This window comes from Agrobacterium sp. 22-223-1, from assembly GCF_053522385.1.
The window spans coordinates 1443510-1456677 of sequence record NZ_JBNWCN010000001.1 but is presented as its reverse complement, the minus strand read 5'-3'; the positions used below and the strand labels follow the sequence as shown (position 1 = coordinate 1456677).

Genomic DNA, 13168 nt, shown 5'->3' with positions numbered 1-13168 from the left:
TTATAGCGAATTCAGATGGCGCGAATGCCGGGGTGGTGGCCGCTCTTGAGCTTGGTGACGATCTCGAGAAGCACGGAACGCGCCGCCAGAGCCGGCTCGGAAAGCGGCATATGATCGGAGACGCAGAGCGACACTGTTGCATCGATGACAGGTGTTGTGAGGGGATGTAGCTGCGCGCCGCTGAAGCTCGGGGTTTCCAGAACCACCGAGGCTGGCAGGATCGTTGAGCCGAGACCGTCCAGTACCGCAGCGCTCAAAGCAGGCACGGATTCCAGTTCTGAAATGACCTCCGGTCGCGCCCTGGCTCGGGCAAGACCTTCATCGATGAGCCGGCGAAGAAAATGCGCTTTGCTCGGCAGCAGCATCGCGTGGCCATCCAGCGCCGAGAGCGGAAGCGGCTGACCGGGTTCGGCCGGCAGTTTCATATCGGCGGGCGAGACGAGGAACATTTCTTCCCGGAACAACGGCTCCAGCGTCACGCCCTTGATGGGATCGGAGGTGTAGATCAGCGCCATATCCATCTTGCCGGTCATGATCAGCTCGCTGAGGATATGGCCGAAACTGTCGTTGATATGGACCGTGATGGCGGGAAACCGCGCCCTCATCTCCTTGATGAGCGGCAGGGACAGCGCGCTGGAGGAGGAATAGGTCGCGAGCCCGATGGAGACGCGGCCGGAGACCGAGCGGGCCGAGCGGTCGATATCGGTCTGCGCCTGCTCGATCTGCTTCAGCATGATCTGCGCATGGCGATAGAGGATCAACCCGGCCTCGGTCGGCGCGATGCCGACATTGCTGCGCAACAGCAGCTGGTGCTTGAAGTGCTGTTCCAGGGACGCGATCTGCTGCGATAGCGCCGGCTGCGCCACGCGAAGAATGCCGGCGGCACGCGAAACGCTGCCGGTATCGACGATCTTGACGAAGCTCTTGAGTTTTTTGAAATCGACGCTCATCGGTCCCCACTTTTTGGGGAAATCCTAGCGCATCGGGGCGGAAACAGGAATGGATTTCTGCAAGGACGGCGCGTAATTTCAATGGGATAGAGCGTTTCACATGTCCCGAACACTGTAGACGACACAAGTGCTTTATGTAATCGGGCATTTTCGCACCCTCATTCCTGTGCTTGTCACAGGAATCCAGCCGACGCGCGTCTGCGCGGCGGGAAGAGTCCTCTCAGCCCAAGGACTTGGGCTGGCTGGATCCCTGTGACAAGCACAGGGATGAGGGACGGTGAGCGGACGGCAAAAAGCCTCCTTTGGGCCGAGCGGTCTGTCTTACCGCAGGGCCGCCACCGCACGCTCGATGCGGTCGCATGCATCCTCCAGCACTTCCATGGAGGTGGCGAAGGAAATGCGGAAATAGGGCGAAAGGCCATAGGCAGCGCCCTGAAGAGCCGCCACGCCGACGCTGTCGAGGAGATAAAGAACGAAGTCGAGATCGTTTTCGATCACCTTGCCATCCGCGGTCGTTTTGCCGATCACCCCGGCGCAGCTCGGATAGAGGTAGAAGGCGCCATCCGGCACCATGCAGGAAAGGCCGGGGATCGCGTTCAGGCGCGCGCAGGCGTAGTCGCGCCGCTGTTTATAGACCGCAACGCTTTCCGTCACGAATGTCTGATCGCCGGAAAGCGCGTGGGCTGCGGCGGCCTGGCTGACCGAGGACGGGCAGGATGACATTTGTGACTGCAACTTGTTGATGGCGGCGACGAGTGCTGCCGGCCCTGCCCCGTAACCGATCCGCCATCCCGTCATTGCATAGGATTTTGAAACGCCGTTGGTCAGAAGCACACGGTCCTTCAGTTCCGGAACGACGGCAACGAGGGTTTTCATCGGCTCGTTTCTGAACCAGACCTGATCGTAAATATCGTCGGATAGGACCATGACATGCGGATGGCGCAGCAAGACGTCGCCCAGCGCCTTCAGTTCCGCTTCGCTATAGGCAGCACCCGTCGGGTTCGAGGGGGCGTTGAGGATCAGCCACAGCGTCTTCGGGGTGATCGCCGCTTCCAGCGCTTCGGCCGTCAGTTTGAACCCGGTTTCCTCCGGGCATGCGACGATGACGGGCATGCCGTCATTGGCAATGACCATATCGGGATAAGACACCCAGTAGGGAGCCGGAATAATGACTTCCGCACCATTCTCCACGCTTGCCATCAGCGCCAGGAACAGGATCTGCTTGGCGCCGCCGCCGACGCAGATTTCGTTATCGCCGTAGGTGATGCCGAGACGTTTCTGGAAGTCGCCGATGATCGCCTTGCGAAGCGCCGGCGTGCCGTTAACTGCTGTGTATTTGGTCTCCCCCCGATCGATGGCGGCATGCGCCGCCGTCTTGACGGCTTGCGGCGTATCGAAATCCGGCTCGCCCACCGTCAGGTCGGCGATGTCGCGGCCGGCGGCCTTCAATTCGCGGGCGCGGGCCGCCGCCGCCGTGCTCGGCGAAACCTTAATTTTCGACACGCGCGATGCTGGCACGAAAGTGCTCATGGTCTTTCCTCGTCTCAATTTAAAGCTTTGGACCTGTCAGTGCGCGGCTTCGAGTTCGCCACGCATCTTTCCGGTCAGGAACAATTCGCCAAGTTCATCATGGGTGATCTCCGCCGGCGTGCCATCCCAGATCACCTTGCCGAGGCGGAGAATGACGGCGCGCTCGGCCACCTCCATGGCCTTTTTGGTGTTCTGCTCGACCAGCAGGATGGTCATGCCGTTCGCATGCAGGCGCAACAGCTCGTCGAACACGATGCCGATTGCGGCGGGTGAGAGACCAACCGAGGGCTCATCCACCAGCAGCACCTTCGGCCGCTGCAGAACCGCCATCGCCACTTCGAGCAATTGCTGCTCGCCGCCCGACATATTGCCTGCGAGCGTCGAGCGCCGTGTCTTCAGGATCGGGAAAAGGTCATAGACATAATCCCGGTCCGCCTTCACCTTTGCATCGCGAATGGTATAGGCGGCCATTTGCAGGTTTTCATCGACGGTCATGACCGGGAAGTTGCAACGGCCCTGCGGTACGAAGGATATGCCCTCCCCCAGAATGGCGCGCGACGACAATCCGGCGATATTTTTGCCACGCCAGTCGATGCCGCCTTCCTTGATGGTCGTCATGCCGTAGAGCGTCTTGAGCAGGGTCGATTTGCCCGCACCGTTCGGCCCCATGAGGGCCACGAACTGCCCGGCCGGCACATCCAGATCGACGCCGTTCAGGATATCGAGATTGCCGTAACCCGCGCGCAGGCCTTTGATGGAAAGATTGCTGTCAGCCGCCAAGATAGGCCTCCCTCACACGCTGGTCCTGAATGATGTCATGCGGCAGTCCCTCGACCAGTTTCGTTCCCTGATCGAGCACGACCACACGCTGGCAGATGCTGGTGACGACATCGATATTATGTTCGATGACGAGGAAGCTGACGCCGAGCGATTTATTCGCATATTGGATCGTCTCCACCACGCGCTCGATGATCTTCGGATTGATGCCCGCCATCGGTTCATCGAGCAGGATAAGCTTCGGCTCCGGCATCAGCATGGAAGCGAACTGGATCAGTTTCTGCTGACCGCCGGACAGATTGCCGGCGGGCTGGTGGCGAACGTCCCAGAGGCCCGCCATCTTGATCAACTCGCGCGCCCGCTCTCGGAGCCCGGCCACGCGGCGGCGCGACATGCCGCCAAGGCCGAATGTCGACAGAAGCGAGGGAAAGGTGAACATCTGGCCGGCGATGATGAGGTTCTCCTCCACATCGAGCGCCTTGAAGGTGACAGTCTTCTGGAAAGACCGCAGCATGCGGCCTTCGCGGGCAATGCGATTGAGCGACCAGCCGGTAATGTCCTGCCCGTCAAGGATCACCTTGCCGGTATCCGGCCGGGCAAGCCCGGTACTGCAATCGAAGAAGGTGGATTTTCCCGAGCCGTTAGGCCCGATCAGCCCGGCGATCTCGCCGCGATTGATGTGCATGCTGACATCGTTGACCGCCTTCACCGCGCCATAGGACTTGCTGAGGTTCTTTATCTCAAGGATGGGAAGATGAGCCGTCATTTCGAGCCTCCGATCGCGTTCCAGAAGCGATTGATCAGGGGAGCAAAGCCCTTTTTGAACCAGAAGACGAGAACGAGAAGGCAGAAACCATAGGCGATCATCCGCACTTCTGGCGCGACGCGCAGCGCCTCCGTCAGACCGACGAAGAGCAGGCTACCGAAGACGGTCCCCGAAATCATGCCAGCACCACCGCCAAGAACGATGATCAGCATCGTCGTCGAATAATACATCTGGAAGGTCAGCGGGCTTACCACTGTCAAATAGTGAGCATAGAGGCTGCCCCCTACCCCGGCAAAAACGGCGCTCAGCATGAAAACGATCAGCTTGTAGCGCCATGTGGGTACGCCAAGGGATTCCGCCAGCGTTTCGTTTTCGCGAATGGCGACCATGTTGCGGCCGGCCGGCGAGCGGACGATTGCCCATGCGGCAAGCGTTCCCAGCACGCAGATGGCCAGAGCCAGATAATAGAAGCTGGTGGTTCCGCTAACCGTGAAAGAGAGCGGGCCAAGCTCGAAATAGGGCTTCGGGATGCCGGAAAGGCCCATGTCGCCGCGGGTCAGCGAAATCCAGTTCTTGGCGATTGCCTGGCCGATGATGACGAAACCGAGCGTACACATGACGAAGGACGTTGAACGCAGACGCAGCGCCGGAATGCCGAGCGGCAGGGCGAGCGCGCCGGAGACGAGGCCGGCGGCAATGAGGTTCACGTAAAACGGCGTTTCATAGTGAACCGCCAGCAGACCGGCGGTATAGGCACCAATGCCGAAGAAAGCCGCCTGCGCCAGCGACAGCAGGCCGGTATAGCCGACGAGCAGGTTGAGGCCATGCGCCGGCAGCATGAAGATGAGCGCGATAATGAGCGAGTGGGTAACGTAACGCGTGCCGATGAAGGGCGCGGCAAGTGCTACGACGATCAGGACGGCGGCGAGCGGAATGCGCAGATCGCGGCGGCGTGCCTGGGGAACGGTGTCTGTGAGAGACATGTCGAGTCCTCAAAATTCGAGTAAATTCGGCGGGCGCGGCTTCCAGAGCGTTTTGGCTTTTCTTCGAAACGCCAAAGCGCTCTAACTCTTTATTTTTCCGCATTTCCGGACGGAAAACCGGGTCCACTTTTCCTAGAAATGCTCTAAAAGCGCGCCTGCGTCGAAAACAGGCCGTGCGGACGCCACATCAGCATCAGGATCAGCGTTGCGAAGCCCACCGTGTCGCGGAATTGCAGCCCGACATAGGTGGCGACGAGGCTTTCGGCGATGCCGAGGATCATGGCCGCGAAGAAGGTGCCGCGCACATTGCCAAGGCCGCCCATGATGATGATCGGCAGGGTCTTGAAGGTGATGAGTTCTCCCATGCCGCCATAGACGCTGACATTGACCGGCGCTGTCAGCACGCCCGAAAGTGCTGCAAGCGCGGCGCCCAGGATGAAGGTGCGCAACACGACCTGCGACACATCGATGCCGACCACGCCGCAACATTCGACATTCTGCGAGACCGCCCGCATCGCCATGCCGAGACGGCTATAGGTCACCATCAGTTCCAGACCGACGAAGACGATGAGGCAGACGACCAGAATGAGCACGCGCTGCTGCGCCAGCGTGAAGCCGAGAATGGAAATCGGCTCGATATAACCGCCGGCGAAAAACTTGTAGCCGCCGCCGAAGACGAAAATGATCGTGTTTTGCAGGATCAGCGCGATGCCGAGGGTGGCGAGAACGCCGGACTCCGCCGGCGCCCCCACCATTCTGCGCATCACCAGCTGGCCGACCACATAGGCCACGACCACGGTGGAAAAAACGCCGACGACGATCGAAGCCTCATAGGACAGGCCGAGATAGTCGATGGCGAACCACGCCCCGAAGGTTCCGAGCATGTAATATTCGCCATGAGCGAAGTTGATGGCTCTCAGCACCCCGAAAATCATGGTCATGCCGACGGCGACGATCGCGTAGACGGAACCGGTGACGATCCCGTTTACGACTTGCTCGAGAATTGTCGAGAACATGGCTGTACCCCTCCCGGTCTGTCAGTTCGCAGGGTACTGGATTTCCGCCGTATAAGCGCCCTTGATGCTGGGCTTGCCGTTCTCGATCTGCAGAAGGATCATCGGAAGGCGGGCCTGATTGTGATCGTCGAAGGTCACTTCGCCGACCGGGCTCTTGTACTTGATCTTGGAGAGCGCTTCGCGGACCGCATTGCGATCAGCGCTTCCGGCTTGCCTGATCGCCTGGGCGAGCAGGTTGACGGTATCCCAATGCACATAGGCATGGTTGTTCGGCGCTTCCTTGTAGGTGGCGGTGAATTTCTCGACGAAGGCCTTGCTGGCGGGACTATCGAACTGCGGCAGCCAGGCTGCGGCCTCAACAGCGCCTTCCATGGCCTTCGGCGCGGATTTGATCGTCTTTTCGGTGTTGAATTCACCGTTGCCGATCAGTGTAACCTTGCCGGCAAGTCCGAGTTCCAGCATCTGACGGGCGACAATCGGCGTCGTGTCGGCGAGACCGTACATGATGATCGCCTGCGCGCCGTTATCGCGGATCTTCGCCAGCACGCTGCGGAAGTCGACCTCGCCCTCCTTGTAATAATCCTCGCTGAGGATCTCGCCCTTGAAGTCCGGCAGGTATTTCTTGGTGAAGGTGATGGCGGAGCGGCCGTAGTCGCTATCGACCGACAGGACGGCGAATTTGGTGAAACCACGCTGTTCGGCGGCGTATTTCGCAACGACAAGCGCACGGTTCTCATCCGTCGGATAGTTGCGGAATGTCCATTTGAAACCGCCGACGCCCGCCTGATAGGTGATCTTCGGGTTGGAGGACGCGGCGTTCAGCAGCAGAACCTCGGCATCTTCGGCGACAGGCTGCATCGCAAGCGTCACGGAGCTGGAGACGTCGCCGATGAGGAAATCCACCTCGTCCTGATCGATCAGGCGGCGGGTGGCCGAAACGCCTTCGACCGGCGTGCCCTGGCTGTCGGCATTGAAAAGTTCGATCTGCTGGCCGTTGATGCCGCCAGCCGCGTTGATGTCCTTTACCGCGAGTTCCGCGCCGTGCATGGAGAAAGCGCCGTAGCGCGCATTCGGTCCGCTCATCGGTGCGACGAGGCCGAGCCTTATCGTCTCTGCCGCATAAGCGGAGGCGGAGAGCGCCGGCGACAGGCTCAGGATCGGAGCGACCGCTGCGGAAACCAGTAGAAGTCTGCGAGTAATACCGTTTTTCATGTTCCCACTCCTTTTCGGATTTATCTGTTCCGGCTTTGGCCGGGCGAGCTTTTGCCGCTTTTGCGGTTCTTGTCGATTAACGTCATGCTAATCTTTCAGGCAGAGTAGGTTCATCGCCGGATATTTTGCCAACACAAGTCCTTTCTGCCGCTATAGCGTTTCCTTATGCCGGCAGTCGTTTCCCCCTATCCAGACGTCGTGTGTCGATTTTTGCATGTCTTCCATGCAGGCAAATGCCTGTATTTTTCGCGTCGGAATGGGCATATTTTATGCAATCTCATCACTGGAAACCATGAAAATGAAACTTCACGAAACCGTTCGAAACTATTTCCGCAACCGTCGCGCCGTGGCCGAACTGAGCGCGCTTGATGACAGAAGCCTTTCCGACATCGGCGTCAGCCGCTCGCATATCCGTTCCGCCGTGGAAGGCCGCCGCTAACAGGCAAAAGTGGCCGCCTTCATGGGCGTCCGCGCGCAGCTCGATCTTCAGGCGCTGAAAATTGCGCCTCAGAATCGGTAAAGCTCCTGTAGAACTCTTCTCCACATATTGGGCGGCGCTTTCAGAGCGCGGCCAAGAGGAGAGTCGAATGAACCACCCCGATTATTCCCCCGACTATTCCATTGTCGCGACAATCCCGTCTGTCGAGGACTATCTGCGCCTTCGCGCCGTGGCCGGGCTAAGCCCCTTCTCACGGGAGGCGGCGGAGAAGGGTTTGCAGGGCACGGTCTTCTCCGTGCTGGTACTGCATGCAGGTTCCGCCATCGGCATGGGCCGGCTGATCGGCGATGGCGGCTGCTTTTTTCAGGTCGTGGACATTGCCGTCGATCCCGCCCATCAGGGTCGGGGCTTGGGCAAGGCGGTCATGGAGGCGCTGATGAGCCACGTGAAGAGCGAGCTTCCCGCTTCGGCCTATGTCAGCCTGATCGCCGATGTGCCGGCAAACAGGCTATACGAAAAATTCGGCTTCAAGGAGACCGCGCCGCGGTCGCTCGGAATGGCCTATCGCGTCAGCACCTCGGCTTGATCGCAGGCAGTCCACAGCGAGGGTCTCTCCGGTCGATGCGGTTCAGCCGTTCGATGCAGCTTTGAAAATCGCCAACTGATCGGCAAAGGCGCGTTTATAGGCGGGACGCGCCTCACCCCGGGCGACATAGGCCGCGAGGTTCGCATATTCATCGAGAATTCCCGAACTTTTTATCCGTTGCAGCACCGATATCATCAACAGATCACCGGCGCTGAATGCGCCGTCAAGCCATTCGGCCTCCCCCAGTCGGCGGGACAATTCGCCGAGCCGCTTGCGGATGCGTTCATCGACGATCTGCAGGCGCTCGCCGTGCCAGCTTTTGTCCCTTTCGAGAAAGCCGGTGACAAAATGCTCGACAATGGGCGGTTCCATGGTGCTGAGCGCGGCGAACATCCACATGATCGCGCGCGCCCGCGCATTCGCATCCTCTGGCAACAGGCCGGCATGGCGTTCGGCTATATGGAATATGATCGCACCGGATTCGAACAGGACGAGATCGCCCTCCTCATAGGTCGGGATCTGCCCGAAGGGTTGAAGCGCCAGATGCGCCGGTTCCCGCATCGCCTTGAAGGAAAGAAGGCGAACGTCATAGGGCTGGCCCACTTCTTCGAGTGCCCAGCGGACGCGCATGTCGCGGGCGAGACCCTTGCCGCCATCGGGCGAGCGTTCAAAAGCGGTAATGGTGACTGTCATTGCTGTTCTCCATCACTCCCCATCCCCGGAATGCTGTCGCCTGACGTTGCGTCACACTATGCGCTGGGATGAGCGAAAACAACGTCGTCGTGTTTTCGGCAGAGGCTCAGGCGGCGGCGCGTTTTCGACGGGACACCCAGATCAACACCGGTAATGCGGTAAAAGAGAGTGCGGCGCCCGCCAGGAAGGTGACGAACGAACCATGGAGGTCCCACAGCAAGCCGGCGATGACATTGCCTACCAGCACCGCCAGACCTGTCATCAGATTGAAGACGCCGAAGGCCGTTCCCTTGAGATGTGGCGGCGCCGTTTCCGCAATCAGGGCTGCGAGCAGCCCCTGCGACAGGCCCATATGCAGCCCCCACAGAAGAATGCCGAACAGGAACAGCGGAATGGAATTGGCAAAAGCGAGCGTCAGATAGGAGGCCACAAGCACGGCCACACTCGCCGCGATAATCCCTGAGCGGCCGATCCTGTCCGAAAGCCGGCCGGCGGGATAGGCTGTCAGGCCATAGACGGCATGCATGATGACCATCGTGATCGGTATCCATGCCGGCCGGAAGCCTGCCTCTTCGGATTTCAGCAACAGGAATGCTTCACTGAAACGCGCGAAGGTCAGGAGCGACGCCGCGATGATGACGATCCAGACCGCCTGGTTGAGTTTCGCAAAATCGGCGAGCCGGAATGGCTTTTCGGCTTTCGGTCTTGCGGGCGCATCCGGTTCCTTCACACCGGCGATGAGGATGAACACCGCAAGGAAAGCGGGAATGACCGCGATCCAGAAAATGGCGAGTACATTTTCGCTGAGCGCGAACATCAGCCCGATGGCCGCCAGCGGCCCGATGAAGCCGCCCACCGTATCGAGCGACTTTCTGAGCCCGAACGCGGCGCCACGAATTTCAGGCGGCGTCACATCGGCAATAAGGGCGTCGCGCGGCGTTCCGCGAATGCCCTTGCCGACCCGGTCCACCGCCTTGGCGGCGACGATCCAGCCAAGCGAGGTGGCGAAGGGAAAAGCGAGTTTCGAGATTGCGCCGAGACCGTATCCAAGCACGGCGAGCATTTTCCGCCGCCTCGTCCAGTCCGCGATAATCCCGGAAAACAGCTTGGTCGTGGTGGCGATGGCAACCGACATGCCCTCGATGAAACCGACAGTGACCGCGGAAGCGCCGAGACCGGAAACGAGATAATAGGGCAGCAGCGTCTGCACCATTTCCGAAGAAATATCCATCAGAAGGCTAACGATGCCGAGCACCCAGACCGTCGCTGGAATGCGTGCCCGAACCGTTGCAGAAACAGGCGTAGAAGAAGTCGTCATGATGGCCCCCCGATCGTCTCTGGAATAATCATGTCCTCCTGAAACAATCAACCGGGCGGATATCGTGCAACCGCGACAAACAGGGAAAATCAGCGCCATCAAATCTCTGTGGGGCTGAAGCAAATACCGCCGAAGCCCGATGAAAGGGCTGGCCATTTCATGCAAAAACTCTAAGCTCCAGCGCCGGACACGGATTGCCGAGAACCATCAGTTTTTAGTTCAAATCATTAGGGAGAAAACATCAGATGAGCCTGCGTATCAACGATATAGCACCCGACTTCACCGCCGAGACCACCCATGGTCCGGTGAGTTTCCACGACTGGATCGGCGACGGCTGGGCGGTCCTGTTTTCGCATCCGAAGAACTTCACGCCGGTCTGCACGACGGAACTCGGCGCGATGGGCGGCCTGCAGCCGGAATTCGAAAAGCGTGGCGTCAAGATCATCGGTATTTCCGTCGATCCGGTCGAAAGCCATGAAAAATGGAAGAACGATATTCGCACGGCCACAGGCTTCAACGTCGATTATCCGCTGATCGGCGACAAGGACCTGAAGGTCGCCAAGCTCTATGACATGCTGCCGGCCGGCGCGGGCGACAGTTCCGAAGGCCGCACGCCTGCCGACAACGCCACCGTGCGCTCCGTCTTCGTCATCGGTCCCGACAAGAAGATCAAGCTGGTTCTCACCTACCCCATGACCACCGGCCGCAACTTCGAGGAAATTCTTCGCGCGATCGATTCCATCCAGCTCACATCCAAACATCAGGTGGCGACCCCGGCCAACTGGAAGCAGGGCGAGGATGTCATCATCACCGCCGCCGTCTCCAACGAAGATGCGATCGCCCGTTTCGGTTCCTACGACACGGTTCTTCCCTATCTGCGCAAGACCAAGCAGCCCGGCTGATTTGAAGCCTGCGATGGGGCGGTGAAACATCATCGTCCCATTCTCCCTTAGGTACGACAGCAGGCTCTAGCCGGCGTCTTGCCTGACGACGCGCAGCATGGGCCGGGCATCGAGTTCGGCGGGCGTAAAACACGCAAGAAGGTCGAAAGATGTTATGGCTTCGCCGGCAGCGAAGCGTCGCCCGTTGACGACGAGATGCCCGAGGCCGAATAGGGTGAGAAGCGCTTCCGTCGCATCTCCGGCCGGGGTTTCGAAAAGAAGATTCGTCTGGCCGAAATGTTCCAGACCCGTTGTCCAGGCCCTGATCTTTTCCCCCTCCTCCATCACGAAGGTTCCGAAGGCCAGCATCGTTGCCATTTGCTGCGGCTGGTCCAGATGGCCGTTTGCATAATTCAGATAATCATCGAGATTGGCGCGGCCGACGATCATGTCGAGATAATGCAATGCAACGGCCTGCATGGGAGCAACCTGATGAATGCCGAGCAGGGCTGAGGCGATCTCGTTATGGGCTATTTCAGGATTGTCCTCATCCGCCATGATGAGGAATTTGAACTCGCACTGATGTGTTGCGCGGCTAAAATCGTCATATGCCGCTTTGGCATCGACGCAAAAGGTCTTTGACCAGTCGACCCTGGCCTCTGCGACGGCCGGATATTGGGCCGGCGCAACCGGCGCCGCTACCATCGGCTCGGGAGTGCCGACAAAAACCCTGGTCGAACCGCGCAGGCCGTCAAACACGCCCTTTTCGCTCAGCCGCTCACATTCATACCCCTCCTCGCCCCACGCTTCTATCAGGGTCAAATCAGAGATCGTGGGTTCGCTGTCGAAATAGAGTGTCGCCTTGAAAAATTGAGTGTCGCCATTTGCCATTGCAAATCCCGTCCATGGCATTTCCTGCGCTCTATGGCTTTATGATCCCGCCATGATAGTCAAGCCGGTACGTCTCGACATGGCCCCGGTAAATGCGCTCGATGCCGGTGAAGGACCGGAATTCACCTTCATTCGTATCGACATAGACCAGATTTTCCACCGGGTGGGTGAAGCCGCCAAGGAACCGGCCCTCCCGATAGAGCGTGGAAAGCGACCGCTGAATGACCATGCCAGCCGTGGCGCCATCGATCATGTCTGGCCGGAGGATGCGGCCGTAATAACTCATCGCCCACACCGCTGCTCCCTCATGCCAGACGACCTCCTGGCCGATGAAATCGGTTCCACCGAAATAGCTGTCGATATAGTGCCAGTCGCCGCTCTGATAACCGAGATCGTGCGATCCCTTGCGCGTGGGCGTCGCGGATTTGTTGCCGCCGCCGACATAGGTGGCGGACTTGGCCTGCACGATGAACTCTTCCAGCATGGGAAACCTTTCGGGATAAGAACATAAAGGGAACATAGGCGATTTTCAGGGTGGTCGCAAGTGCGCCCCTTGCCCGGCATCGAACCCGCATTTCAGCAATGGCGGGCTTGGTAATCGCGGCGTTTGCGCTTAGAAGCATGGCAGGAATTATCCGAAAAGAGTGCCCATGCCGCAAAACCCGCAAATCTATGTCGATGCCGATGCCTGCCCCGTGAAGCCGGAGATTCTCAAGGTGGCGGAGCGGCATGGGCTGGAAGTGACCTTCGTTGCTAATTCCGGTCTGCGCCCATCGCGCGATCCCATGGTGAAAAACGTCATCGTATCCGCCGGTTTCGACGCGGCGGATGACTGGATCGCCGATCATGCCGGTGAGAACGATATCGTCATCACCGCCGATGTGCCGCTGGCCGGGCGCTGCGTCGCCAAGGGTGCGTTGGTGACCGGGCCGACGGGTCGTGTTTTTGACCAGTCGAATATCGGGATGGCGACGGCGATGCGCGATCTTGGCGCGCATCTGCGCGAAACCGGTGAAAGCAAGGGATATAATGCGGCTTTTTCACCGCGCGACCGCTCTACCTTTCTGGAGACGCTTGACCGCTTTTGCCGCCGTGTCAAAAAATGACGGCGCCAACGGAAAGGTGC

At 59.4% G+C, this 13168-nt stretch carries 15 protein-coding genes; 4 read left to right on the top strand and 11 right to left on the bottom strand.

Annotated elements, in window-relative coordinates; all coding sequences use genetic code 11:
* Window positions 1–11 precede the first annotated feature (11 nt).
* The 7 genes from nac to ACQZ60_RS07210 form a co-directional block, all read right to left on the bottom strand.
* Window positions 12–950: a nitrogen assimilation transcriptional regulator NAC gene (gene nac / locus ACQZ60_RS07240; RefSeq protein ID WP_059762552.1), complete on the bottom strand. Its 939-nt coding sequence runs from the start codon at window positions 948–950 to the stop codon at window positions 12–14.
* Between the two features lie 321 nt (window positions 951–1271).
* Entirely contained in the window at window positions 1272–2480 is a 1209-nt protein-coding gene (locus ACQZ60_RS07235) for an aspartate transaminase (protein WP_448734984.1), read from the bottom strand.
* Window positions 2481–2516: 36 nt separating this feature from the next.
* Complete coding sequence (locus tag ACQZ60_RS07230; protein ID WP_448734983.1) at window positions 2517–3260, bottom strand: branched-chain amino acid ABC transporter ATP-binding protein; 744 nt, start codon at window positions 3258–3260, stop codon at window positions 2517–2519.
* Window positions 3250–4023, bottom strand: coding sequence for an ABC transporter ATP-binding protein (locus ACQZ60_RS07225; protein ID WP_080817072.1), 774 nt, complete (start codon window positions 4021–4023; stop codon window positions 3250–3252). Before ACQZ60_RS07225 ends, ACQZ60_RS07230 begins: the two co-directional genes overlap by 11 nt.
* Window positions 4020–5006, bottom strand: coding sequence for a branched-chain amino acid ABC transporter permease (locus ACQZ60_RS07220; protein WP_080817073.1), 987 nt, complete (start codon window positions 5004–5006; stop codon window positions 4020–4022). The genes ACQZ60_RS07225 and ACQZ60_RS07220 overlap by 4 nt, the downstream gene beginning before the upstream one ends.
* Window positions 5007–5149: 143 nt before the next feature.
* Window positions 5150–6022: a branched-chain amino acid ABC transporter permease gene (locus ACQZ60_RS07215; protein ID WP_448734982.1), complete on the bottom strand. Its 873-nt coding sequence runs from the start codon at window positions 6020–6022 to the stop codon at window positions 5150–5152.
* Between the two features lie 21 nt (window positions 6023–6043).
* Window positions 6044–7234 carry an ABC transporter substrate-binding protein gene (locus tag ACQZ60_RS07210; protein WP_448734981.1) on the bottom strand — a complete coding sequence of 397 codons (1191 nt, stop codon included), beginning with the start codon at window positions 7232–7234 and terminating at the stop codon, window positions 6044–6046.
* 298 nt (window positions 7235–7532) lie between these two features.
* Here ACQZ60_RS07210 and ACQZ60_RS07205 point away from each other — a divergent pair, with 298 nt between their 5' ends.
* Both ACQZ60_RS07205 and ACQZ60_RS07200 read left to right on the top strand, forming a co-directional pair.
* A complete protein-coding gene (locus ACQZ60_RS07205) occupies window positions 7533–7673 on the top strand; it encodes a DUF1127 domain-containing protein (RefSeq protein WP_080853169.1) in 141 nt (46 codons plus the stop codon).
* A 148-nt stretch (window positions 7674–7821) separates the two neighbouring features.
* Window positions 7822–8259, top strand: a complete 438-nt coding sequence (locus ACQZ60_RS07200; RefSeq protein ID WP_448734980.1) for a GNAT family N-acetyltransferase — start codon at window positions 7822–7824, stop codon at window positions 8257–8259.
* Window positions 8260–8301: 42 nt separating this feature from the next.
* Here the strand turns inward: ACQZ60_RS07200 and ACQZ60_RS07195 are convergent, their stop codons facing one another.
* Together ACQZ60_RS07195 and ACQZ60_RS07190 are read right to left on the bottom strand one after the other, a co-directional pair.
* A complete protein-coding gene (locus ACQZ60_RS07195; RefSeq protein WP_448734979.1) occupies window positions 8302–8952 on the bottom strand; it encodes a glutathione S-transferase family protein in 651 nt (216 codons plus the stop codon).
* Between the two features lie 106 nt (window positions 8953–9058).
* Window positions 9059–10270, bottom strand: a complete 1212-nt coding sequence (locus tag ACQZ60_RS07190) for an MFS transporter (protein WP_448734978.1) — start codon at window positions 10268–10270, stop codon at window positions 9059–9061.
* A 245-nt stretch (window positions 10271–10515) separates the two neighbouring features.
* On the opposite strand from ACQZ60_RS07190, the gene ACQZ60_RS07185 reads away from it, so the two are divergent.
* Entirely contained in the window at window positions 10516–11172 is a 657-nt protein-coding gene (locus ACQZ60_RS07185; RefSeq protein WP_035217366.1) for a peroxiredoxin, read from the top strand.
* Between the two features lie 66 nt (window positions 11173–11238).
* On the opposite strand, the gene ACQZ60_RS07180 is transcribed toward ACQZ60_RS07185, so the two are convergent.
* Both ACQZ60_RS07180 and ACQZ60_RS07175 read right to left on the bottom strand, forming a co-directional pair.
* Window positions 11239–12042, bottom strand: a complete 804-nt coding sequence (locus ACQZ60_RS07180) for a hypothetical protein (RefSeq protein WP_035261124.1) — start codon at window positions 12040–12042, stop codon at window positions 11239–11241.
* 31 nt (window positions 12043–12073) lie between these two features.
* A complete protein-coding gene (locus ACQZ60_RS07175) occupies window positions 12074–12526 on the bottom strand; it encodes a DUF5680 domain-containing protein (protein ID WP_035261129.1) in 453 nt (150 codons plus the stop codon).
* A gap of 166 nt (window positions 12527–12692) precedes the next feature.
* Between ACQZ60_RS07175 and ACQZ60_RS07170 the strand changes: the two genes are divergently transcribed.
* Window positions 12693–13148 carry a YaiI/YqxD family protein gene (locus tag ACQZ60_RS07170; protein ID WP_059762553.1) on the top strand — a complete coding sequence of 152 codons (456 nt, stop codon included), beginning with the start codon at window positions 12693–12695 and terminating at the stop codon, window positions 13146–13148.
* Window positions 13149–13168: the final 20 nt, after the last annotated feature.